Raw genomic sequence first — 22,658 nt, forward strand, 5'->3', positions numbered from 1 at the left:
TTCCATCCCTACCAGCACGGTTAATGCGGGTCTCCAGCTACCGCGACGCAACCTCGATCGGACAATCGGCGCTTTCCCAGGCCGGTACGCCACCATTTAGCAGGTAGACGCGCGTGTAGCCCCAGAGCACGGCCTTCGCGGCAGCGATTGCCGCATATTCGCAGTGCGCACTGTTGCAATAGAAGACCACCTGGTCGTCCGGGCGCACGACCTTCAGGAGCGCTTCCCTTGACAGGTCGGACGCGAGCGAGAGATTGACAGCTCCCGGGACATGGCCGCTGGCGTAGCCGGCGTGCGCACGCACATCGACGAAGCGGACGCCGCGGTCGAACAGTGTTCCAGCCGCAAGCGCCTGGAGTCCGGTTGCGCCCCTGACTGTGAATTGGCCGGCCTCCCCTCTCTGCACCAGGTCAATGTAGCGGCCGAGAGGCAGGTCTGTCCCGGCACCTTCCCGCACACCCGCCCTCCGCAATCCTTCGGCCAGCCTGTCGATGCCCGAGCGGCCGTTGCCGAACACATTGCCGTGCCAGTTCCATTGCGCCTCCTGTACCGTCATCGGATCTCTGCCGGCCGCCATTGCCAGGCCGTTATACCGGGCGACGGCGCGGCTCACGCCATCATCGACGCCGAGCTGGCCGAGGCTTGCAACCAGCGTGATGTAATCGTCGCTAGTCGCCGCGCCTTGCGCGGCAATGCGCTCGACGGTGGCGACCGCCTCCTGGTATTTGCTCTGCTGAAACAGGGTAGCCGACAGAAGTCGTAGCGCGGCCGACGCGAATTTCGGGTCGAGGTCAATGGCCCGGCGTAACACCACTTCCGCCTCGGCCGGTCGGCCGCTCTCATAGAGGAGGGATGCTTCGCTCATGAGCACATCCGGATCGTTGGGAGTCTCCTTTTTCGCCTCCGATATCAGACCGAAGGCTGCATCACGATGTCCTGCAAGCAGCGCCTGCTCGGCCGCCACGGCATAAGCAAGCGGGGTCGGCTGTTTCAACGCCTTGGCAAGGTTGAGACGCAGACTGACGTGGGCGCGGTCCAGCTCGGTGCCGTCAATAGTGCTCCAGCTTGACTGGATTATCTTATGCTGCGCTGCCGCCATTGCCGCATAGGCGCGACTATATTCGGGATCGTACCTAGTAGCTTGTTCAAAATAGGCGATCGCCTTGAGCGTGTCTTCCTGGGTATCGAGCTGCAGGCGCTCCAACCCGAGCTGAAGCGCGTCATGGGCCTGCGGGTTGGTGGTCTCAACGAACTCCGCGCGACCTTCGTCACCGTCGGCCCGATCAACAATAGCCGCCGGCCCTACGCTCAGTGGCCAAAGGACCATTGCAGCCAAAAGGCAGGCGAAGGCGCCAGCAGCGACGCTGGCCAGTCTTGGCGAATGCACCACAAGAGGAGCGAAAGTCACGTTGCTGCCGGGCGGCGATTTCCCATTTGGCGTTACGACGAGCCGATAGCCGCGTTTGCGGATCGTCTTCAGCACGATGTGCCCGTCGTCGCCAAAGACATGCCGGATCTCATGAATGCATTGAACGAGGCTGTCGTCGGTGACGGCGATCCCGGGCCAGACCGCCGCTGCTAATTCCTCTTTCGTGACGAGTTGGTTGGCGTGGCAGCTCAACTGGCGCAGCACCGCGAAGCACTGCCTCCGCAGATCGACTGGCCTTCCCGACGCGTCGGTCAGCAATTCATTGTCGAGATCGACGGTGACCCCGTTGATGGCGAATGTAGTGCCGATCTGCATCCGGCGCACACCGGCACTATTGCCGCCTCCGTACCCTTCGCCAGTGGAAGTTAACACATCCGCGCTGCCATGGGCACAGACATTGGGTATCGTCTAACCTAGTTTCTGGCTGATTTCGGCAAAATTTCGGGAGAGCTTCGTGACCGAACGGGCCGCGGGCGAACACGATGGCGTCATCAGCAAAGCTAAGCACTGCGCTCGCTGTTCTGGCAATGAGAAAGGATGGGCCATGTTCGCAACCCACTGCCGCTTGCCGTCATTTACCGGTGTCGCGCTGGGAGCCACCCTCGCGGTGCTTTCTGTTGCGTCGGCAATGACCGATCCATTACCATCCTGGAACGAGGGTCCCACGAAGGCGGCGATCATCGCCTTCGTAGAGCGAGTCGCCACTGAAGGCTCCTCAGATTTCGTGCCGCTCCACGAACGAGTCGCGGTATTTGACAATGACGGCACCCTCTGGGTGGAGCAGCCGGTGCCTGCCCAGGTAGCGTTCGAACTCGCCTGCGTCTCGGCCGTCGGCAATACACATCCAGATTGGGAAATGACTCAGCCGTTCAAAGCTGCTCTGGAAGGAGACACCAGCTATCTCGCTGGAATCGGAGAGCGCGGCTTTGCAGAGATTCTTGTCGAGTCCCACGAAGGGTGGGATACCGACGACTATCAGACCACTCTGATGAGTTGGATGGCCGGCACGCGCGATGCCAGATTTGGTCGTCCCGCGACCGACCTCGTCTACCAGCCGATGCTGGAGGTGATCGACTACTTCAGGACGAACGAGTTTGAGATCTACATCGTCTCCGGAAACAGCGCCGACTTCATGCGCCCATGGGTGGCAGCGGTTTACGGCATGCAGCCCGATCACGTAATCGGCTCCGCGATCACGACAAGATACGAGTTCATCGGGGGCAAACCCCGGCTAACGCGGTTGCCCGCGATGAGCATGATCGGCGACGGCGCTGGTCGTCCCGCCGGCATCTACGAGCGCATCGGTCGCCGGCCCATCGCCGCCTTCGGCAACGCGGACATCGACTTCGAGATGCTGCAGTGGACGACTACTGCTCCAGGACCCCGGCTCGGCGTCGTCATCCACCACACCGACGCGCAACGCGAATACGCCTATGACCGTAAGACCAATTTCGGCCTTCTCGACGCCGTGCTCGATGCAGCCGGTCCAAATGGCTGGCTGGTCGTCGACATGAGGAACGACTGGAAGACAATTTTCCCGTTCGAGACGCAGTGAACTCGAGTGCATTGCGACGGGCGGACGAATCCCGCTCACATCAAAGGAGGGCCTTATGCGTGCTTGTCAGACTATAGTGTGGACATTTGCCACGACCGCATCGGTTGGAGCGGCCGCCGCCGGAAGTGGAACGCCCATCCAGGCGATGGCGAAGGGTGAAGTCGTCGCAGTCATGCCGGACGGTCGCATGGCAAAATCCATCATAACCGACGCCGCGAAATTGGATGAACTGACGAAGAGCTCCAAGCCAATCCCGTGGTGCATGATGTTCATGCTGGGGCAGGACGGCAACGTCTACATGATCGACACCTCGGCACATGCGCCGATGGTCGAGTGCGAAGAGATGGTGCCGTAGGCGCGATAGATTGTTAATGCACGAGGCTCCCAGTGATGGCGTCCCCCAGACTGGAGAACGCGATCGCCGCGGCGTTGTTCTGCTGCTGACTTTCGTTATCGACCTGGCCGAGTGCCAAGTCGTAGCCTGCCTCTAGACTACCCACCCTCCGGCATAGGGAAATATCTGACCGACGAAGAAATCGCTGTCCGAACTTGCCAAGAAGAGCAGCAGCGCCGCGGCCTCCCTACCCGACGACAAGCGCCCCGCAGGCACGTCTTTCAATCGCTGCTTAAGTTCTGGGGAGTTGATGTAGTCAGGCGGGAAATATGTAGGATTCTCGACAAAGATTTGGCCCGTCGCGTTCACTTGCACATTGTGCGGCGCGACCTCAACGCCAACGCAGCGGACATAAGCGTGCTGGGCACCGCGGGCTGCCGCATAACAAGACCTGTTCGAAGTGCCGCGAAGTGCCGCTGCGCTGCCCACCACCACAATCTTCCCGCTTCGACGTTCGATCATTTGAGGAAGGACAGATCGCACAAGCCGATGGAGCGGGTGGACAATCTTATCGAACACCGCCGCCCAATCCTTGTCGCTCGTTTCATGGGCCAGCGCTCTTGGGTTGGGAATTGACAAATTGACGACAAGGACATCGATACGTCCCGCTTCTTTTGTGAGAGCTTCACATCGACCCGGTTGGCGTAAGTCAGTGAAATCTGGGATGACTTGCGCACCCTCCTCAGTGAAGAGCGCAATTACGGCGGGCCCCATGAAGTCGTCTGCTTCCGTAACAAGCACCCGGCGCCCGGCGAGCCTGTCTCCCATGTTCAATTATTCCTCCCTGTTGGTCAGGTCGTCTCAATGCCAGCTCATTCTTGTCAGTATCAGTGAAAATGCAAGCCGACCATCCCTTGCGCGCCGCGATTGTTGTTCAAAAACCTAGACTAATCTGCATGAAGTTCGCGACCGTGGGCCTGCGCGCGCTCCATGGCGCGACGTTGGTTTGGCCGAAACTGACGTCGAAGCGGCCGGCGACTTTCGGCGCAAAGAGCGAATGATGCCACTATTTCGGCAGCGATCCGATAAATTGTTCCAGCCAAATGAGACCCTGAGGCCATAGACCGAGTTCGGTATCCATGTTTCCTAACTCACCTGTCTCCACCGAGGTCGACCCCTAGGCCACAGCGAAAGATCTTGCTCGGTCAAACGCGACTTTGTGGTCGTTTCGGCTTGCGTGGCCGAGGACGAACTGCCGCTCGGCGGCGCACACTGAACAGGCAGTCTCGTTGCCTAGACATCGATAGACCCGGCGTTTGGATGCTTGTATGTTCAACGGCTAATGTGCCGCGAGGGTGGCGAGGCGCGCGAGCTGCGCAGCTGGCTGGATGACCTCGAACTTGGCAAGTATTTCGAAACCTTAGTCGCAAACGACGTGGATTTCGATCTGCTGCCCGAGTTGGACGACAGCGACCTTGAGCGGCTCGGCATTTCATTTGGGAATCGCAAGCGGCTGCTGCGAGCCATTGCAAAGCTGAAGCCGCAGCTACATGACGCCGGCCCTACGCCGGAGCTGGCTAAGGCGACGGCTTCCGGCCCGGAACGCCGGCAGCTCACCGTAGTGTTCGTCGACCTGGTCGGCTCGACCGAGCTCTCTACACAAATTCCAAGCCGATCTGCCCGAACAACCAAGGCTGTGACATGCCGGTACCTCGGTGGCGGCGCATATCGGAATTAGGGATCTCTCACGAAATCGAGCCACAACGTTGAAGGCTAATTTCTGCACCCCGGCCGATTCCCCGCTGTCGTTCCCAGCATCCGCCCCTTCGTGCCAACCACCACTCAATGGGTGGACACAGCGGTGGGTTAATTGCGTGACTTCGATGCTAAGTGCTTGGACACGCTGACTCTCTAGCGATTCGTTGGTGCCCGGGGGCGGAATCGAAACACCGACGCGCGGATTTTCAGTTCGCACTTGAACCGCCGAGCACCTATGAGCGTTTGTCAATGAACCGCTCGTCAACCAGCTCTCTCGAGACCATCTACCCCCGCCGTTTGCAAACACTGGTGTCGCACTCACCAAGCAGCTGCACGGAATCGCCGCAACTGCACTCTTTCATGGGTGGCGCCGACCAATCACCAGCCAAAAATCAAGAAGGGACCACGCGGAGACGCTATCACTCCACCATCGGCAATTTTTAGTGGAATCATCACGTCGTTGCCTCCGGATCCGAAGACTTGCCCTGCAAGGAGATCGAATGGAATGCGGCTCGCACGCTGCCCGGGGCGCTGACCGATATCGGCTCCTTCACGGCTGCCCGTGGTGGCACCTATAATGGCGGCCGATGCCAGCTCAGCACGTTGCGCCATGATCGTTCCCTATTTCGATGCCCGGGCACGCGCCACTCCCGCGACCGAGGCTCGGCTGCTCGTTGACTCAACCAGTACTCCGCCATGGCGAGATGTCCGTCATGTGAGGGAACCATGACGGTGTCCAGTAGTTGATTCACAAATGACCGGCGATCGGACCAGTTCCGAGGCGAGGCTGCGATGATCGAGAAAAACTCCGACGTCTTCGATCTCTTCTCCAAGTTTTATGCCAGCGCGACCCAGGAGGAGATGAGCCTCCAGCAATATCTCCTGGCCTGCCGCGAGGACAAATCGTTGTACGCTTCCGCGCCTGAGCGGATGGTCGACGCAATCGGTGAACCAACTCTGGTTGACACCAGCAAAGACGAGCGGCTTGGCAGAATCTTCTCGAACAGGACAATCAAGCACTATCCATCCTTCGCCGACTTCTACGGCATGGAGGACACAATTGAGCGCATTGCCGGCTATTTCCGTTACGCCTCACAAGGTCTCGAAGAACGCAAGCAGATTCTCTACCTGCTCGGCCCGGTCGGTGGTGGCAAGTCGTCGCTCGCGGAACGTCTCAAGAAACTGATGGAAGAGCGGCCGACCTACACGCTGAAGATCGGCAACGTGGTCAGTCCTGTCTTCGAGTCGCCGCTCGGTCTATTCGATCCCGACCGCATGGCCGATCTGTTGGAGGACAAATACGGGATCGCGCGACGGCGCCTGAACGGCTTGATTTCACCGTGGGCTGCGAAACGGCTAGACGAGGTGGGTGGCGACATCTCCAAATTCAGCGTAGTCAAGCTGATGCCGTCACGGCTTCGCCAGATTGCGATCGCCAAGACCGAGCCCGGCGACGAAAACAACCAAGACATCTCGACTCTTGTCGGCAAGGTGGATATCCGGCAACTGGAGAATTTCAGCCAGTCCGATCCGGACGCTTATTCATACAGCGGCGGTCTGAACCGGACGACGCAAGGGCTGCTTGAGTTCGTCGAGATGTTCAAGGCCCCGATCAAGGTGCTGCACCCCTTGCTAACCGCGACGCAGGAGGGCAGCTACAACGGTACCGAGAATTTCGGCGCCTTTCCCTACCAAGGGATCGTGGTGGCCCATTCCAATGAGTCGGAATGGCTGCAGTTCAAGAACAACAAGAGCAACGAGGCGTTCCTCGACCGCATCCTGGTTGTCAAGGTACCCTATTGCCTGCGGGTCGCCGAAGAGCGGCAGATCTATGAAAAGCTGTTGCGCGAAAGCGAGCTGGCCGGCAGCCCGTGTGCGCCCGAAGTGCTCGACATCCTCAGCCGGTTCACGGTTTCGACACGGCTGGCCGAGTACGACAACTCGCCGCTCTATACCAAAATGCGAGTCTATGATGGCGAAAACCTGAAGGAAATTGATCCCAAGGCGAAATCGGGCCAGGAGTACCGCGACGCCGCCGGCGTCGACGAGGGCATGACGGGGGTCAGCACGCGCTTTGCCTTCAAGATCCTGTCGCAGACCTTCAACTACGACACCCAAGAGGTTGCCGCCGATCCGGTCCACCTGATGTATATCCTGGAACAAGCGATCAAGCGGGAACAATTCCCCAAGGAAACAGAAGCAACTTATCTCAACTTCATCAAATCCGAACTCGCGACGCGTTATGCCGAATTCATTGGTCACGAAATTCAGAAAGCCTATCTGGAATCCTACAGCGAGTACGGCCAGAATCTTTTTGACCGCTACATCGCTTATGCGGACGCCTGGATCGAGGATCAGGATTACAAGGACCCCGACACCGGCCAGATCCTGAACCGTGAAGTACTGAACAATGAGTTGTCGCAGATCGAGAAACCGGCTGGCATCGCTAACCCGAAGGACTTCCGCAACGAAGTCGTGAAATTTACGCTGCGGGCACGCGCCAGGAACAACGGCCGCAACCCGTCATGGACCAGCTATGAAAAGCTGCGCGAGGTGATCGAAAAACGTATGTTTGGCCAAGTCGAGGATCTCCTTCCAGTCATCAGCTTCGGCTCTAAGCAAGACGGCGTCACTGAGAAGCGGCATACCGAATTCGTCCAGCGTATGATCGCGCGCGGCTATACCGAGCGCCAGGTCCGCCGATTGGTGGATTGGTATATGAGAGTGAATAAAGCGGGATAAGGCGAAGGTGATGTCCGTGCGGATTGACGCATTCTGCCGGAGACGGCTTGGGCAAAGGTCGCGGCGGGCCTCGTTATGCCAATCTTCATCGATCGCCGCCTGAATCCGAAGGACAAAAGCCTCGGCAATCGCCAGCGCTTTCTCCGACGCGCGCGTGCCGAACTCAAGCGAAGCATCCGAGACCAGATCCGAACCGGCAAGATAGCCGATGCCGATACCGAGCATGCTGTTTCGATACCGTCCACGGGGACGAACGAGCCAAGCTTTGGCGATGCAAGGGATAGTGGCCGGCGCAAGCATGTGCTGCCGGGCAACCAGCATTTCGCGCCGGGCGACCGGCTTCCAAAACCAGGCCAGGGCGATTCAGGTTCCACTCCCGGACGGACTGAGTCGGAAGACGATTTCCGCTTCGTGCTTTCACGCGAGGAAGTGCTCGACCTTTTCTTCGAGGATCTGGAACTTCCGGACATGGTCAAGGTCAATCTGAAGGAGGTCCTTCTTTCCAAGCCGCGCCGCGCCGGCTTTTCCGCGACCGGCTCGCCGACCAACATCAATGTCGGCCGTACCATGCGCAATAGCCAAGGACGCCGCATTGCACTCAAGCGCCCTAGGCGGGAGGCTGTCGAGGCGGTCCGCCAAGAGATCGAAAACTTAGAAGCGGGACCGCCAGGCCGGGCTGCTAGCCAGCGCATCGCAGCGCTCAGCGCGGAACTGGAACGGCTGGAGCGCCGGCGCCGGCTGATTGCCTATGTCGACCCCGTCGACATTCGCTACAACCGCTTCGACGCTCAGCGGGTGCCGAATGCCAACGCCGTAATGTTCTGTCTCATGGACGTGTCAGGCTCGATGGGCGAACGCGAGAAAGATCTGGCCAAGCGCTTCTTCGTGCTGCTGCATCTTTTCCTGAAGCGCCGCTACGACAACACCGAGATTGTCTTCGTCCGCCATACCCATGAAGCGAAGGAGGTGGACGAGGACACCTTTTTCTACAGCACGCAAAGCGGTGGCACGGTCGTTTCCACCGCGCTCGAGGAAATGCGCCGCATCATAGAGGCGCGCTATCCCAGTGGCGAATGGAACATCTACGCCGCCCAGGCATCGGACGGCGACAATTCCGCCGCCGATTCCGAGCGCTGCACATCACTGCTGGACGGCGAGATCATGCGCCTGTGCCAGTATTTCGCCTATGTCGAGATCATAGACGAACGGGAAATCCACATCTTCGGCTCCACCGACAACGGAACATCGCTTTGGCGCGCGTACGATGCGGTCAACGGCCGATGGCCAAATTTCCACGTGAGTCGCATCGCCAAGGCGGCGGACATCTATCCGGTGTTTCGCCAGTTGTTCACCCGGCAACCGAAGCCGCGTAGCGGCTGAAGGGGAGGCGCTCATGGCAGGGTGTGCCGCCAGGTCCGATTTGCTGTTTTCGGGTTCCGACTGGGATTTCCGGTCATTGTCGCGCGCCTATGACGCGATCGAGACGATCGCCATCGAAAAACTTCACCTCGATGTCTACCCCGTCCAGTTGGAGATCATTTCGTCCGAGCAGATGCTCGACGCCTATTCTTCCGTAGGTATGCCGCTGATGTATCGTCACTGGTCGTTCGGCAAACATTTCCTCCACGAAGAATTGCTCTACCGCAAGGGCGGGCGGGGACTTGCCTACGAACTCGTCATCAATTCCAACCCCTGCATCGTTTATCTGATGGAAGAAAACACCATGGCCTTGCAGGCCCTGGTGACGGCCCATGCGGCGCTCGGCCACAACCATTTCTTCAAGAACAACCACCTGTTCCGGCAGTGGACCGACGCCGGCTCGATCCTGAACTACTTGGACTTCGCCAAGGGCTACATCGCCCGCTGCGAGGAACGCCACGGTCTTGCCGCAGTGGAGGTCGTCCTCGACGCAGCCCATGCTTTAATGGAGCAAGGCGTGTTCCGCTATCGCCGCCCGCCGAAGCTTTCCCTCGAAAAGCAGAAGCAGGACTTTCGCGATCGTCTCGACTATGAGGAGCGCTCCTATAATGATCTGTGGCGCACCTTGCCTGCTTCGAAAGCCGGCAAGGATGGCGGCGCCGAGGAGAGCGCGGCCGAGCGCAGGGACGCGCTCAAACTACCCGAGGAAAATTTGCTCTATTTCCTGGAAAAGAACAGCCCGATACTCGAGCCCTGGCAACGCGAAATCCTTAGAATTGTCCGCGTTGTCGCGCAGTATTTCTACCCACAGCGGCAGACGAAGGTCATGAACGAAGGCTGCGCGACCTTCGTGCATTACACGTTGATGAACACGCTGTTCGACCGGTGTATGATCAGTGAAGGCTCCATGCTAGAAATACTCGCCAATCATTCCAACGTGATCTTCCAGCCGGACTTCGACGATCCGCGCTATTCAGGCATCAATCCCTATGCGCTGGGCCTCGACATTATGCAGGATATTCAGCGCATCGCGACGGAACCCACCCCTGAAGATCGCGACTGGTTTCCCTCCATCGCGGGAAGCGGCAACTGGCGCGAAACCCTGCTCGACGCGTGGTCCAACCACCGCGACGAATCCTTCATCCGCCAGTATCTCAGTCCAGCTCTGATCCGCAAATGGCGGTTCTTCGTTCTCGGCGATAAGGCCAGCGAGGCGTACTACAAAGTCGCGTCGATCCACAATGAACGCGGTTACGAGGCGATACGGGCGGCGCTGGCCGACAGCTACGACATTGCAGCGAACCGGCCGGACATCCAGGTAGTGGACGTCAACCTGCTTGGCGACCGGCACCTGCGCCTGCAGCATAAGGTCAAGGACGGTATCCTGTTGGAGGAAGCGGGCCGCGACGCGACCCTCCGCCATATTCGCCGGCTATGGGGCTACGACGTCAGCCTGGTTGGCGTGGACGCGGATGGCGGCGCCACGCTCTATGAACGCACCCAAGCCGGCGACTGATCGGAACGGGGCATCGGCAAGAGTAATTTTCGTCCTTCGTTACGCTGATTTCGTCCCGTTGTCGGCGCTTCCAAGATGTCAGGCATCGCCTTCTCGATGCGGCCCATTCGGGAATGGAGATCTGCGGGCCGACTGCACCGGGACGGCAGCATGCCGATCGACAACAACCTTCTGGAGCGCGACATCAGGACTTTTGCCACTGGCCGGAAAAGTTGGTTGTTCAGCTATACCGTCGACGGAGCGAGGGCCAGCGCCATCGTCTACAACTTGATGCTAACCTGCCGCGCCTCACGCCTGGAACAAACTGGTCGAGCAGCCATGGCGAATCAAGTCGCTCGGCCTCCGCGCGCGGGCCCGACGGTTCTGATCAATGAATCTTGGTATTGGGGCCGAACTACTTTGACTAATATTGGAACGGAAGATACACGATCTCATGTTCCATTCCATTTCCAAAGCTCCCACTCTAGGCATCGTCGTGAAAATCGGTGTCGCCGATCCATCTAGGGTTGAGCGGCGCGAGGAATTGGACATTCGGGGCATCTTGCTGCCGCTTCCCCAGCCATGAACGTCGCGTTCGCGCTATAGCCGCGCAGAGCACGCCGACATCGGGTGCCGCACTGCCCTCTTTGCCAAAGATCGACTTTTCGAATGCGGCGTAGGCGCGTTGCGCCTCGATTACTCCGTGACGGTGGAGCCACTCCGAAACCGGTCCGAGATCGGCACGTCGTGCCCAGGCATCGAGAAGGATGTACGCAGTGCGGCGGTTGCCGTTTCTGCAGCCTTGCTCGAAGCGGCGGAAATAGGCGGGCTCCGAATTTTCCCGTTTGGCCTGCCTTGCTTGAAGATGCGTCTGAATCCGCGGCAAACCCGAGAGTAGAAACCAGCCTGCCCCTAAGAGTGCGGCCATAGCGACACCGGCAACCGGCAGCCACCATCTCCAGTCGATGCCTGCCCACGCGGATCTCGGCGTTTCGACCGGCGCTGGCGGTGCGATCACGGATTCGCTCGCCGCCGCTTCGGACACGGTTACGGCGACTGCCGGTGCGGATGCCGTTTCATCCTTGCCGCTCTTTGGATCGAACCAGTGGACCTCCACGGCAGGAAGCGTGTAGCTCCCCGCTTTCTCGAAGAGGTAGGTGACAGTGTCGGTGCGCCTACCGACGACGAACTCGCCACGCGCGGTCCGCTGGTCTTCGACCTTGGGGTCATGACGGTAGATTCGCACGTCATCGGGCGCGTCGAAGGATGGCTCCGGGATCAACATCGCCTGCATGCCGTCGGCCGTGACTGTGACGGTTCGAACCAGCGAATCTCCGGCCTTGATTGTCTGGGTGTCGCGGTCGAGCGCCTGCTCGACGCCGACACGCGCCGCCGTCACGAATGCGCCGCCCGCTTCCACGCCAGGCTGGGCGGTCACCGTGAATTTTGTGGGAGGCAACGTTACCTTGCCCGGCGAAGCCTGGCCCGGCACGGCGGCATAGGTGAATGTAATCTCGGCCTGCGGCAGAACATAGTCGCCCGCCGCCTGCGGCGTGACCAGGTAGCTGCGGCTGACGCCGGCGAAACTTTCGCCGTCGACGGTCTCGTTGAGGTTCTCGGCGCCCGAGTCCGGCAGCGTCACCACGGCATTGGGCAGATCGAACAGCGGGAATTGCGGCGGCGACATGAAGAAGTTGGGCACGAACACGTCGACGTCGATCGTAATCTGCTGGCCGGGATAGATCGTGCCCTGTGCCTTGACGGTCGCGCGGGCGAACGGATCCGCCGCATAGGTCACCGAGATCGACGCGAGCAGCAGGAACGTGGCCGCCGCCAGATGCCGAATGGCTGGCATGGCGCGCCTCACGGCTTGCCGCCCTTGGCCTCGATGGCGAATTTGCGGGCGAGCAGGTCGGCCGGCGTCACCTGGATGTTGCGCATCCACATATCGGCGGTCTGCTGGGCGGCGTCGACGGTGCCGGCCTTGCCCTTCTTGCCCTTGTCGTCGAACTGGATCTTGTCGGGCTTTTCGTTGGGATCCTGTGCCTCCTGCTCTTCGTCGTCCTTTTTCTTGGCGGCGGCAAGCGCTTCCGCGACGGCGAGATTGGTCTTGGCATCGGCCCAGTCCGGCCGTGCCTTGAGCGCCTGGCCATAGGCGGCCACGGCCTGCTCGGGCCGGGCGAGATGCATCAGCACATTGCCCTGATTGTAGTAGGCTTCCGCCGTTCCGGACTGTGCGAACGCATCCAGCGCCTCATCAAATTTTTCCGCGCGATAGAGGGCGACGCCTCGCCAGGCCGGGTCGCGGAACCGTTCCGCCGCGCCTGCATAGTCGCCGCGCTCGAAGGCGAACCGGCCCTGCTGGTCTGGCGTCAGCCACATGTCGGCGAAACTCCATTCCGCCGCATCCGCCCAGTCGGGCGAGGCAAGGAGAACGACGGCGAGCAAGGCGCCGCTCCATTGCACGCTCCAGCCACGGCGAAACCAGAAGGCGCCGAGGGCGGCGATCGGAATGGTCAGCCACCAGCCCATGTCGCGCCAGCGGGTCGCCCCTTCGGCGGCCTTCTGCTGGAACGCGGTCTGGATGCGCCGCACGATCCACTCGACGTCGGCGTCATCGGCCGTCACCGTCGCGACCTGCACGGAGGACTGCCGTTGCAGTTCCTTCAGGGCGTCCACGTCGAGTTTCGCGAAGACGCGCGCCCCGGCGGAATCGGTCAGGTACTCGCTATCGCCGATCTTGACCGGTCCGCCTTCGGCCGTGCCAATCCCGAGCACAATCAGGTCTTGACGGCCGCGATAGCCGGAGAATGCGTTGAGGGCAGCCTGCTCCACGCCGTCGGTCAGGAAGAGAATCGTACCGGGCGCCCCTTCATTGGCGAGGCCAGCCTCGGCCGCCTGCAGCGCTTTGGCGGTATCCTTGCCGGGGACAGGCATCAGGCGCGTAGCGAGTGAGGCTGCGTAGGTCTTGATCAATGCGGCGTCGTCGGTCAGCGGCAGCACCATGTGGGCGGAGCCGGCATAAGCGAAGACAGCCGTGCGTGCGCCCTTGCGCCGGTCGAGAATGTCCTGGACCTTGAGTTTCGCACGCTCCAGCCGGGACGGGGAGATATCGGTAGCGTCCATAGTCTGCGACAGGTCGACGACAATCGCGAGCGGCGCGGTGTCCTCGACGAAAGGCGGACGCTCGCGTTCCCAGGTCGGCCCGGCCGTCGCGATCGCGCCGAGCGCGATTGCCGCCGCCGTCAGATGCACCGGATGCAGGTGCCGAGCCGCCTGCCGCGTAACCACCAGATGGTCGAGCAGGTTGGGTGCGATCATGCCGCGCCAGCGTGTTCTGACGTCGGTCTGCCTTGCCAACAGCCAGGGCAGCGCGACGGCCGCGATCAAGGCCAGCAGCCACCACGGGCGCAGAAAATGAAAATCGGCGATCATGCCTCGGCCTCGCGGACCGGCGCAGTCGAGGGTCGCCGCAACGTAGTCCCGAGCCACATCGCGGCATGATAGGCGATCAGCAGGATGAGGGCCGCGCCCAGCGGGTAGTGAAAGAGTTCGATGCGTGGCCGCCAGGACAGGGTCTTCTGGTTGGCCGGAGTGATGCTGTCGAGCGTGGCGTAGATGTCGGCGAGCTGGTTCTGGTCCTCGCCGAAAAAATAGCGCCCGCCGGTCGTCTCGGCGATCTTGCGGAGTGCCGACTGGTCGAGTTTATCCTCGCCGGTGGCGTTCGGATCGCCGATGCCGACGGTGTGGACAACTATCTTGTTCTGCTTGGCGATGTCGGCAGCCTTGTCCGGCGGCATCTTGCTCGCCGTGTCGTTGCCGTCGGTCAGCACCACCAGCACCTTGTCCGGCGCCGGGCTGTCGGCGAACATCTTTATCGCCAGGCCGATGGAATCGCCGAGTGCCGTGCGCGGGCCGGCCATGCCGGGCAGCGTGTCGGCCAGCATCGACTGCACGGTCTTGTGGTCGAGCGTGAATGGCACCAGCGGATAGGGCGCGTCGCCGAAGGCGATCAGCCCGATCCGGTCGCCGGGACGGCGGTTGACGAAATCGGCAACAACCTTGCGGACGGCGTCAACGCGGGGGACGAGTTGGCCAGTGGTGTCGCGGAAATCGCGCGTGTCCATAGACTGCGACAGGTCGAGCGACAGCATGAGGTCGCGCTGCGGTTCCGTCTTCTCCAGTGGCGGCTCGACATATTGCGGCCGCGCAAGCGCAAGCACGATGAGCGCCCAGCACATCGGCGCGATCAGCTTCTGCATCCAGTTGGTGCGCGGCACCACCGAGCCCTGCGTCGGCGAGACGCCGGCGGCGCGCGTGATCTCGTCGAAGAAGGGCAGCCGCACGGACGCCGTCTCTTCACGATAGGCCGGCAGCAGCCACCAGACGAGCAATGGCAGCGGCAGCAGCGCCAGCAGCCAGGGATGGTCAAGCTGGTACATGGTGCCTCTCTATCCAGCGGCGTACCGCGGCGAGGAAAGCCCTTTCTGCGGCCTCCGGCACGGCCTGACCTCGCTGATACTCGGCATCGTCGAGCAGCGCGGCGGCCTCGTTCGTGAAGGACGATGGGCCGGCGGTCTTGCGCAGGAAGGCGACCCAGTCCGCCCCGGAAAGCGACGCCACGGCCTCGCGCGGCCAGGCAGCAAGCGCCACGCGCTTCAGCAGGGCAGCGGCCTCGGCCATCGCAGCCACGCGTCCGGCCGGTCCGCCCAGCTTGGCCTCAATCCCGGAGAGCTCGGCCAGGGCCTCGCGCCGGTAGCGGTTGCGCACACGACGCCTGTGCCAGCGCCAAGCACCCCAGAGAAGCAGCGCGGCGGCCAGCAGTGCGAGCACCACCCATCCCCAGGTCTGCGGAATCCATGAAACCGGAGGCGGTTGCGCGATGTCGGCGAGTTTCTGCAGAGCGGCGCGCGTCGCGGCGTCGAGATCAGGCGCGGCGTCTTCGTTCATCGCTAGCGCCTCCTGCCCCGAGAAGCGAGTTGGCCCAAAAGTTTCCGAAGCTGCGGCGCGACCTCTTCGGCGGCCGAGATCGGCAGCATTGGCAGGCCAAGCTCCTGCTGCCAGGACCGCAGCTCTTTTCCACGATCGCGTGCGAAAGCCGTTATGCCCGCGCGAACACCGCCTTTTGCGAAGGGAAGTTCCGCCTGCAGGGCACCGCCGCTCGCCACGATCTCGCCGGACTGCGGCAAGTCCAGCAGGAACGGGTCGTAGACGAGGATGGAGATGACGTCGTTGTGGGCGGCAAGGGCGAGCAGCATATCGCGTGTCGCCGGACCATGCCCGTCGAAGTCGCTGATCACGATGACCAGATGGTCATGCCGGGCGATGCTGCTTGCGGTCGCCAGCACGTGGTCGAGCTGCGCGGGCGTACGCGGCACGGTGGACGCGGCGGTGAGTTCGCCATTGCGGCGCGCAATCGTGGAGGCGAGCGCGATCACCGCGTCGCGGCTGCGGTGCGGCCGCAACTCATCGATATCCGTATCATTGAAGATGAATCCGCCGACCCGGTCGCCAAGATTCATGATTCGCCAGGCGCATAGCGCGGCTGCTTCGGCGGCGGCAACCGACTTCAGCGAACGCCGGCTGCCGAAGAACATGTTGATGCGCTGGTCGACCAGGATCAGTGCCGGCCTATCCTTCTCCTCGTCATAGACGCGCACGAACGGCTTTCCGGTGCGCGCCGTCACCCGCCAGTCGATGGTACGGATGTCGTCGCCCGGCAGGTATTCGCGCAGTTCCTCGAACGACAGTCCCCTGCCGCGCATGCGCGATTCATGACGTCCCGCCAGCAGCCGGCGCACCGGCGCCTTGCGCAGGAAGGTGAAATCGCGTGCCGCCGCCTCCAGCGCAACGAGATCCTCGACCGAGACGTAGACCCCCTTGGCACCGGGTTCGCTCTCGTTTCGAACGCGGGTGACACCCGTCGATCGTGCGAGCGCGGAAAGGGATTGGACCATCTCTGCCTCCGTCAGGCCACCGCGACGCGCTCCACCACGCGGTCAATTGCCTGGTCGGCGGTGACCCCGCCCGCATGCGCCTCATACGAAAGAATCAGCCGGTGGCGGAATACGTCGTGGACGATCGCCTTGACGTCGTCCGGCGTGACGTAGTCGCGCCCTTTCAGCCAAGCATAGGCCCGGGACACCCTGTCGAGTCCGATGGCGCCTCGCGGGCTAACGCCGACCTGTACCCATTTTGCCAGGTCCGGATCGAGTTTTGCCGCGTAGCGCGTCGCGAAGACTAGCGCCACCATGTAATTCTCGACGGCCTGCGAAACGGTGATCTTGCCGATCTCTGCGCGGGCGTCGAATACCGCCTTCTGCGCCAACTTCTCCGCCGGTTTCTTGGCCCCGCCCGACTTGGCCTCGTTTTCTTCCGCCCGGTTCAGCCTGATGATCGCGGCCTCCGACTTCTCGTCAGGATATCCGACCTGCACATGCATCAGGAAACGGTCGAGTTGCGCCTCGGGCAGCGGATAGGTGCCTTCCTGCTCAATCGGGTTCTGCGTCGCCATGACGAGGAAAAGATCGGGCAGCGGGTGGCTCTGGCCGCCGACGGTGACCTGCCGCTCCTCCATCGCTTCCAGAAGCGCCGACTGCACCTTTGCCGGTGCGCGGTTGATCTCGTCTGCGAGGATCAGGCTGGCGAAGATCGGTCCCTGCTGGAACTTGAACTCGCCCTTGCCGCCCTCGCTGAAATATACCTCCGAGCCGGTGATGTCGGACGGCAGCAGGTCGGGCGTGAACTGGATACGCGACAGCTCGGCATCGAGGTTCTTGGCAAGGCTCTTGATGGCACGCGTCTTAGCCAGCCCCGGCAGGCCCTCGACCAGCAGATGGCCGTCGGCGAGCAATCCGACCAGCAGCCTTTCGACCATCGCCTCCTGGCCGATGATCGACTGGCCGATGCGCGTGCCCAGGGCGACAATGTCGTCATGCGCGGTCATGGTTTCCTTCCCGATTTTTCCAACCGTCGCCGGCGCCAATGGTCATCGAAGCGTTTTCGCCGGCTTGCGCGACCCCGCAGATGTTCACGACCACATATCCGGCGAGGAGGCGGCATGGTCGCCTCCTCGGTTCTTGCGGCGACTACTGTGGCATCAGTCGCTCAAGTTCACCGAGCCGCTTGAGCGCCGCCTGCTGCTGCAGCCAACCATAGTTGATGCCGCTCGCGTTCAGCGTACTACCCGTCTGGAAAGGATACTGGTCGAAATCCGAGAAGAAGTCCTTGATCTTGCCCTGGATCGGAACCAGCAGCCACATGTTGCGGGCAAGGAACTCGATGGCCCCACCGCCATCTTCCATGCCGCGCTCATAGGGGTCCATGCGCAAGTTGGCGATCAATGCCCAGCTCGGCACCTCGCGAGTGGCGGTCGCGATGTTGCCATGGCCAGCAGTGGCAAAACTCAGTTTCCAGTCGTTCCAGCGGATCGCGTTGAGGTTGCCACCCTGGTCGAAATAGTAGACGACGTCTCTTGGGCGGCTCCTTCGCTTCGCCCTTGAGCAAAGCAGTAAGATCGTAGCCGTCAAGATGAACCTTGAACGTCTTGGACCCGCTCTGGAAGCCCTGCTTCATCTGCTCCTTGACGTCGCCTACGCCTGCCGCAGTCGCGAATGTCGGCATCCAGTCCATCAGCGTGACGGGCTCGTTGATTTGCGTGCCAGGCTTCACGACGCCCGGCCAGCGCACCATCATCGGAATGCGCATGCCGCCTTCCCATGTCGTGCCCTTCTCGCCATGGAACATCGTCTGTGCGCCATCCGGCCACAGCGCTAGTTCCGCCCCGTTGTCGGTGGTGTAGAGCACGATGGTGTTTTCAGTGATGTCGAGGTCGTCCAACTGCTGTAGCAGTTGGCCGACATGCCCGTCATGCTCGGCCATGCCGTCTGCATGGATGCCCTTGCCCGTCTTGCCAACGGAGTCGGGTTTGAGATGCGTAAATACGTGCATGCGCGTGGTGTTGAACCAGACAAAGAAGGGTTTGTCGGCCTTTGCCTGCCTGTCGATAAAGTCCTTGGCGGCAGCGAGGAACTCTTCGTCCACCGTCTCCATGCGTTTGGTGTTCAGCGGTCCGGTGTCTTCGATCTTTCCGTCCGCGCTGGACTTGATGACACCTCGCGGACCGTATTGCTTCCGGAATTCCGGCTCTTTCGGGTAGAAGTAGCCTTCCGGCTCTTCTTCGGCGTTCAGGTGGTAGAGGTTGCCGAAGAACTCGTCGAAGCCGTGTTTTGTCGGCAGATGCTGGTCCTGGTCTCCGAGGTGGTTCTTGCCGAACTGGCCGGTGGAGTAACCCTTGGTCTTCAGGACATCGGCGATCGTCGGCATCCAGTCCTGTATGCCGTGCGGATCGCCGGGCATACCAATGGTCAGAAGGCCTGTGCGGAATGGTTCCTGGCCGAGGATGAAAGAGGCACGACCCGCCGTGCAGCTCTGTTGACCGTAGGAATCGGTAAAGATCGCGCCTTCGGCCGCGATCCTGTCGATGTTCGGCGTGCGGTAGCCCATCAGTCCCATCGTGTAGGCGCTGATTTGCGGAATACCGATGTCGTCGCCGAAAATTACCAGGACGTTCGGGGGCTTACTGTTGGCGGTCGATGCCTGCGTCTGTGCGTGCACGGGTCGTGTCGATGCCCCCGAAACTGCCGCGGCCGCCAAGATCGTGCCGCCCATCAGCAGGCTTCGCCTGTCCACGTTCAGGGGAATGGCCTGCTCACTTCCACTATCGTTCGGTTTGTGAGATCTACCCATGTTTCACTCCTCAGTAGTGCCCCAACCGCCGACATTGCAACCTGCGGAACAACTATTTCGAAAGACCCAGGTACCTCGCAGCTCAGATAAGATTCGGTCAGCCACCGGTTCCGACTCTGGCGTAAGCCACGCGCCAACTGTCGATTGCAATGTTATGGCAAGTCAAACGCCAAGGCGCGTTGGACCTTGGGCCAACACAGCTTGCCGCCCTGCGTTGGCTCACGTTCTCTTCCCGCGATGCGATCGGTCTCGGCTGGGGATGATCACACCGGCGATTGCAAATTATCCGGGCTCCAGGCTTGGGAGACACCGTGCATCCGCCTTTGACGCGGCTAGTTGGCCGTGCTTTCCAGCGAGTTCATCAACGCCTCGATCATCTGGTCGACGCTGAAACTCGCGGGACGCTGGCTAGGCGGATAGTCCTTGAAGGTCTGCAGGAACGGAGCGACCCGATACACGCCATACTGGATCAGATAGGCGTTCTTGGCGAGCCAGTCGTAGTATTGATCCGAGACGATGTCAGCCCGTTCGTAGGGGTCCATCCGCAGGTTGAAGACTTTTGGCGCGCGCAGGCAGGTGAATGGGTTGGCCCAGACCTCAAAACCGCCAGGCTTGCGCTGCTCGCAGAAAATGATCTTCCAGTCGTTGTAGCGATAGGCGACCATTTCGCCATCGTCGTTGAAATAGTAGAACTCACTGCGAGCCGACTTGGGGTCCTGTCCGGTGAGATAAGGAAGCTGGTTGTAGCCGTCGAGGTGCACCTTGGCCTGCTTGCCATTCAGGTCCGTGCCCTTCAGCAGCTTATCCTTGATGTCCGTGTCGCCGGCGGCGGCCAGCAGGGTCGGGAACCAGTCGAGGCCGGAAACCATCTGGTTTGAGATTTCGCCTGCCTTGATCTTGCCGGGCCAGCGCACGAATGCCGGGACGCGGAAGGCTCCCTCCCAGTTCGTATCCTTCTCGCTGCGGAACGCCGTGGTTGCCGCATCCGGCCATGACCATTGGTTCGGGCCGTTGTCGGTGGTGTAAACGACGAGCGTATTGTCGGCGATACCCATGTCGTCGAGAGCCTTAAGCAATTCGCCGACGTCGCCGTCATGTTCAATCATGCCGTCCGCATATTCGTTGCCGGGCATGCCGCTCTGTCCTTGCATGGACTCGCGGACATGCGTGAACGCATGCATGCGGGTGGTGTTCATCCAGGTGAAGAAGGGTTTGCCCGCCGCGTGCTGCCGCTTCATGAAATCGATCGCGGCGCTGGTCGTCTCGTCGTCGACGGTTTCCATGCGCTTGCGGTTGAGAGGGCCGGTGTCCTCGATCTTGCCATCGGCGCTCGCCTTCAGCACGCCGCGTGGTGAATTGCCTTTGACGAACTCGGTATCATTCTTGGGATAATAAGGCCGCTCGGGCTCCTCTTCGGCGTTGAGGTGATAGAGGTTGCCGAAAAACTCGTCGAAGCCATGTTTCGTCGGCAAATATTCGTCACGGTCGCCGAGATGGTTCTTACCGAACTGGCCGGTCGCATATCCGAGCGGCTTCAGTGCCTCGGCGATCGTAACATCGCGGTCCTGCAGGCCGACCGTGGCGCCAGGGATGCCGACCTTGCAAAGCCCCGTGCGCAAGCAGACCTGGCCGGTAATGAAGGTCGAGCGGCCGGCCGTACAACTGTTCTCGGCATAATAGTCCGTGAACATCATGCCTTCCTTGGCCAAGCGGTCGATGTTGGGCGTCTTGTAGCCCACCAGGCCGAAACTGTAGGCCGAGATGTTGGTCTGGCCAATATCGTCACCGAAAATGACGAGGATGTTCGGCTTCGCCGGCGCTTGGTCTTGGGCGTATGTTGCCGTGCCTACGGTCAGCGCGGTAGTGGCCGAAAGCATCATCGCTCCCAGCAGTCCTCGCATATTCATGACGTTCTCCTCCTTCAACGGTGGGGCGGGACTCCCGACCGCTGCAAGCTACTTCCCGCACGCCAAGGTAGCGTATCTCGAAAATGATGAAAGTCGATTTATTTCAGTCGTCTTGGCACGCGAGCATGCGAAACACATAGGGACAAAATCCCTTGCGCGGCTAACGCCAAAGTGACCGGCACCGGTATGTTAGCAAGACCGACGCACGCCAGAGCGGGGCAGCAAATCCTCGCCTGCAAATTCCGTAGACCAACGAGTTCGCCGGTGACATAAGGGCAGCGCTCCGTGCTCCGCTGGGCAAGGTCGGTCGGCTAGAAATACGGACGGACGATGACGCGACCCTTCGTGTCTCGCGGTTTTTCCTAAGCCTCGTATCATGATCGGCGGTCCGGTGATAGTCAGGCCTAGCGCCCGGCGCGTGTCGACCGGACTCCCGACATCGGGTCGCGCTACGGGATGACCTCTGCGTCGACCGTGAACTTCCGCTGACCATGAATTTCTTCGACGGCGGCGCTATTTAGTACACGAGGGCATGTCACCGCCATCTGACCGGACGTCAAGCACGAGGATCACCGGCTGCACTGCTTCGCGGATGAGCGCCGGCCATGCGTTCCGAACGCAGTTCGGCGGCCTAAAGCGTGAGCGGTGGCGCGGCCTTATTGGCGACTTCCGTAACCTACGTGATCTCTATGCAGTTCGTAGGCGAGCTTCCCGAACGAGCGAAGGCCATTCGGCTCCGATCGCCACAACGAGATTTCGTGCGTCGTTTTCTCCAATGCCGGTTTCGCGAACCAGCCGTCGTATAAGGTGGGAAAGTCGTGCAACGTCAAATTCACGGGTCATCTGCCTCATCTCCATGTGTGAGGTGGATGTATTTGTTCGACGTATCGGCACGGTGCCGGTGAGGAATAATCTTGAATCAGGAGCGCTGAACCTGGCATGCTGCCGGTTTTTCGGACACCAGGTTAAGCCAAAATAGCTTTCTCCTCGAACTCGACAGTGCTCATATATCCCAATGTCGAATGCGTTCGCCGTGGGCTGTAGAAGCGTTCGATGTAATCAACACGTCCGCCCTAGCGTACGCCTCCGGCGAGGGCCGCCTTGCGCGAGCATGGCATGGTAGCGAGGCTGCGCTCTTAAGGTCGTCCTTACGAGCGTGGTTAGCAGCACAGCATGAGCCAGATGACGTTATTGACTGGGCCGGAGCGTCGTCGTCGTTGGAGTGAAGAGGATCAGTGCCGGATACTGGCCGCGGCATTGGCGCCTGGATC

At 61.0% G+C, this 22,658-nt stretch carries 16 protein-coding genes and 2 pseudogenes; 7 read left to right on the plus strand and 11 right to left on the minus strand.

The window, feature by feature from the left end; all coding sequences use genetic code 11:
* Positions 1-37: 37 nt before the first annotated feature.
* Positions 38-1,744 carry a rhodanese-like domain-containing protein gene (locus ABMA59_RS32655; RefSeq protein WP_349009549.1) on the minus strand — a complete coding sequence of 569 codons (1,707 nt, stop codon included), beginning with the start codon at positions 1,742-1,744 and terminating at the stop codon, positions 38-40.
* Positions 1,745-1,973: 229 nt separating this feature from the next.
* Here ABMA59_RS32655 and ABMA59_RS32660 point away from each other — a divergent pair, with 229 nt between their 5' ends.
* Together ABMA59_RS32660 and ABMA59_RS32665 are read left to right on the plus strand one after the other, a co-directional pair.
* A complete protein-coding gene (locus ABMA59_RS32660) occupies positions 1,974-2,984 on the plus strand; it encodes an HAD family hydrolase (RefSeq protein WP_349009562.1) in 1,011 nt (336 codons plus the stop codon).
* A 187-nt stretch (positions 2,985-3,171) separates the two neighbouring features.
* Positions 3,172-3,339: a hypothetical protein gene (locus ABMA59_RS32665; protein ID WP_349009550.1), complete on the plus strand. Its 168-nt coding sequence runs from the start codon at positions 3,172-3,174 to the stop codon at positions 3,337-3,339.
* Positions 3,340-3,471: 132 nt separating this feature from the next.
* Here the strand turns inward: ABMA59_RS32665 and ABMA59_RS32670 are convergent, their stop codons facing one another.
* Positions 3,472-4,146, minus strand: coding sequence for an SDR family oxidoreductase (locus tag ABMA59_RS32670; RefSeq protein ID WP_349009563.1), 675 nt, complete (start codon positions 4,144-4,146; stop codon positions 3,472-3,474).
* 496 nt (positions 4,147-4,642) lie between these two features.
* Between ABMA59_RS32670 and ABMA59_RS32675 the strand changes: the two genes are divergently transcribed.
* Positions 4,643-5,056, plus strand: a complete 414-nt coding sequence (locus ABMA59_RS32675) for an SAM domain-containing protein (protein WP_349009551.1) — start codon at positions 4,643-4,645, stop codon at positions 5,054-5,056.
* A 398-nt stretch (positions 5,057-5,454) separates the two neighbouring features.
* On the opposite strand, the gene ABMA59_RS32680 is transcribed toward ABMA59_RS32675, so the two are convergent.
* Positions 5,455-5,688, minus strand: coding sequence for a hypothetical protein (locus tag ABMA59_RS32680; RefSeq protein ID WP_349009552.1), 234 nt, complete (start codon positions 5,686-5,688; stop codon positions 5,455-5,457).
* Positions 5,689-5,868: 180 nt separating this feature from the next.
* On the opposite strand from ABMA59_RS32680, the gene ABMA59_RS32685 reads away from it, so the two are divergent.
* From ABMA59_RS32685 to ABMA59_RS32700, 4 genes and pseudogenes are all read left to right on the plus strand, one after another.
* Positions 5,869-7,818, plus strand: a complete 1,950-nt coding sequence (locus tag ABMA59_RS32685; RefSeq protein WP_349009553.1) for a PrkA family serine protein kinase — start codon at positions 5,869-5,871, stop codon at positions 7,816-7,818.
* Positions 7,819-7,893: 75 nt separating this feature from the next.
* Positions 7,894-9,198: a YeaH/YhbH family protein gene (locus ABMA59_RS32690; RefSeq protein WP_349009554.1), complete on the plus strand. Its 1,305-nt coding sequence runs from the start codon at positions 7,894-7,896 to the stop codon at positions 9,196-9,198.
* Positions 9,199-9,211: 13 nt separating this feature from the next.
* A complete protein-coding gene (locus tag ABMA59_RS32695) occupies positions 9,212-10,753 on the plus strand; it encodes a SpoVR family protein (protein ID WP_349009555.1) in 1,542 nt (513 codons plus the stop codon).
* A 135-nt stretch (positions 10,754-10,888) separates the two neighbouring features.
* Positions 10,889-11,053: pseudogene (locus ABMA59_RS32700) on the plus strand (IS66 family transposase); the annotation flags it as partial.
* 163 nt (positions 11,054-11,216) lie between these two features.
* Here the strand turns inward: ABMA59_RS32700 and ABMA59_RS32705 are convergent.
* The 8 genes and pseudogenes from ABMA59_RS32705 to ABMA59_RS32740 form a co-directional block, all read right to left on the minus strand.
* Complete coding sequence (locus ABMA59_RS32705) at positions 11,217-12,587, minus strand: BatD family protein (RefSeq protein WP_349009556.1); 1,371 nt, start codon at positions 12,585-12,587, stop codon at positions 11,217-11,219.
* An 8-nt stretch (positions 12,588-12,595) separates the two neighbouring features.
* Positions 12,596-14,167 carry a VWA domain-containing protein gene (locus tag ABMA59_RS32710; RefSeq protein WP_349009557.1) on the minus strand — a complete coding sequence of 524 codons (1,572 nt, stop codon included), beginning with the start codon at positions 14,165-14,167 and terminating at the stop codon, positions 12,596-12,598.
* Positions 14,164-15,174: a vWA domain-containing protein gene (locus tag ABMA59_RS32715; RefSeq protein WP_349009558.1), complete on the minus strand. Its 1,011-nt coding sequence runs from the start codon at positions 15,172-15,174 to the stop codon at positions 14,164-14,166. The genes ABMA59_RS32710 and ABMA59_RS32715 overlap by 4 nt, the downstream gene beginning before the upstream one ends.
* Positions 15,161-15,682, minus strand: coding sequence for a DUF4381 domain-containing protein (locus tag ABMA59_RS32720; protein WP_349009559.1), 522 nt, complete (start codon positions 15,680-15,682; stop codon positions 15,161-15,163). The genes ABMA59_RS32715 and ABMA59_RS32720 overlap by 14 nt, the downstream gene beginning before the upstream one ends.
* Positions 15,683-15,684: 2 nt before the next feature.
* On the minus strand, positions 15,685-16,689 hold the full coding sequence (locus ABMA59_RS32725; protein ID WP_349009560.1) for a DUF58 domain-containing protein: 1,005 nt from the start codon (positions 16,687-16,689) through the stop codon (positions 15,685-15,687).
* 11 nt (positions 16,690-16,700) lie between these two features.
* Complete coding sequence (locus tag ABMA59_RS32730; protein WP_349009561.1) at positions 16,701-17,678, minus strand: AAA family ATPase; 978 nt, start codon at positions 17,676-17,678, stop codon at positions 16,701-16,703.
* A 142-nt stretch (positions 17,679-17,820) separates the two neighbouring features.
* Positions 17,821-19,480: pseudogene (locus ABMA59_RS32735) on the minus strand (arylsulfatase).
* A 332-nt stretch (positions 19,481-19,812) separates the two neighbouring features.
* Entirely contained in the window at positions 19,813-21,381 is a 1,569-nt protein-coding gene (locus ABMA59_RS32740; RefSeq protein WP_349009564.1) for an arylsulfatase, read from the minus strand.
* Positions 21,382-22,658: the final 1,277 nt, after the last annotated feature.

The organism is Mesorhizobium yinganensis, from assembly GCF_040081985.1.
In the GTDB taxonomy this organism is placed as follows: Bacteria; Pseudomonadota; Alphaproteobacteria; order Rhizobiales; family Rhizobiaceae; genus Kumtagia; species Kumtagia yinganensis.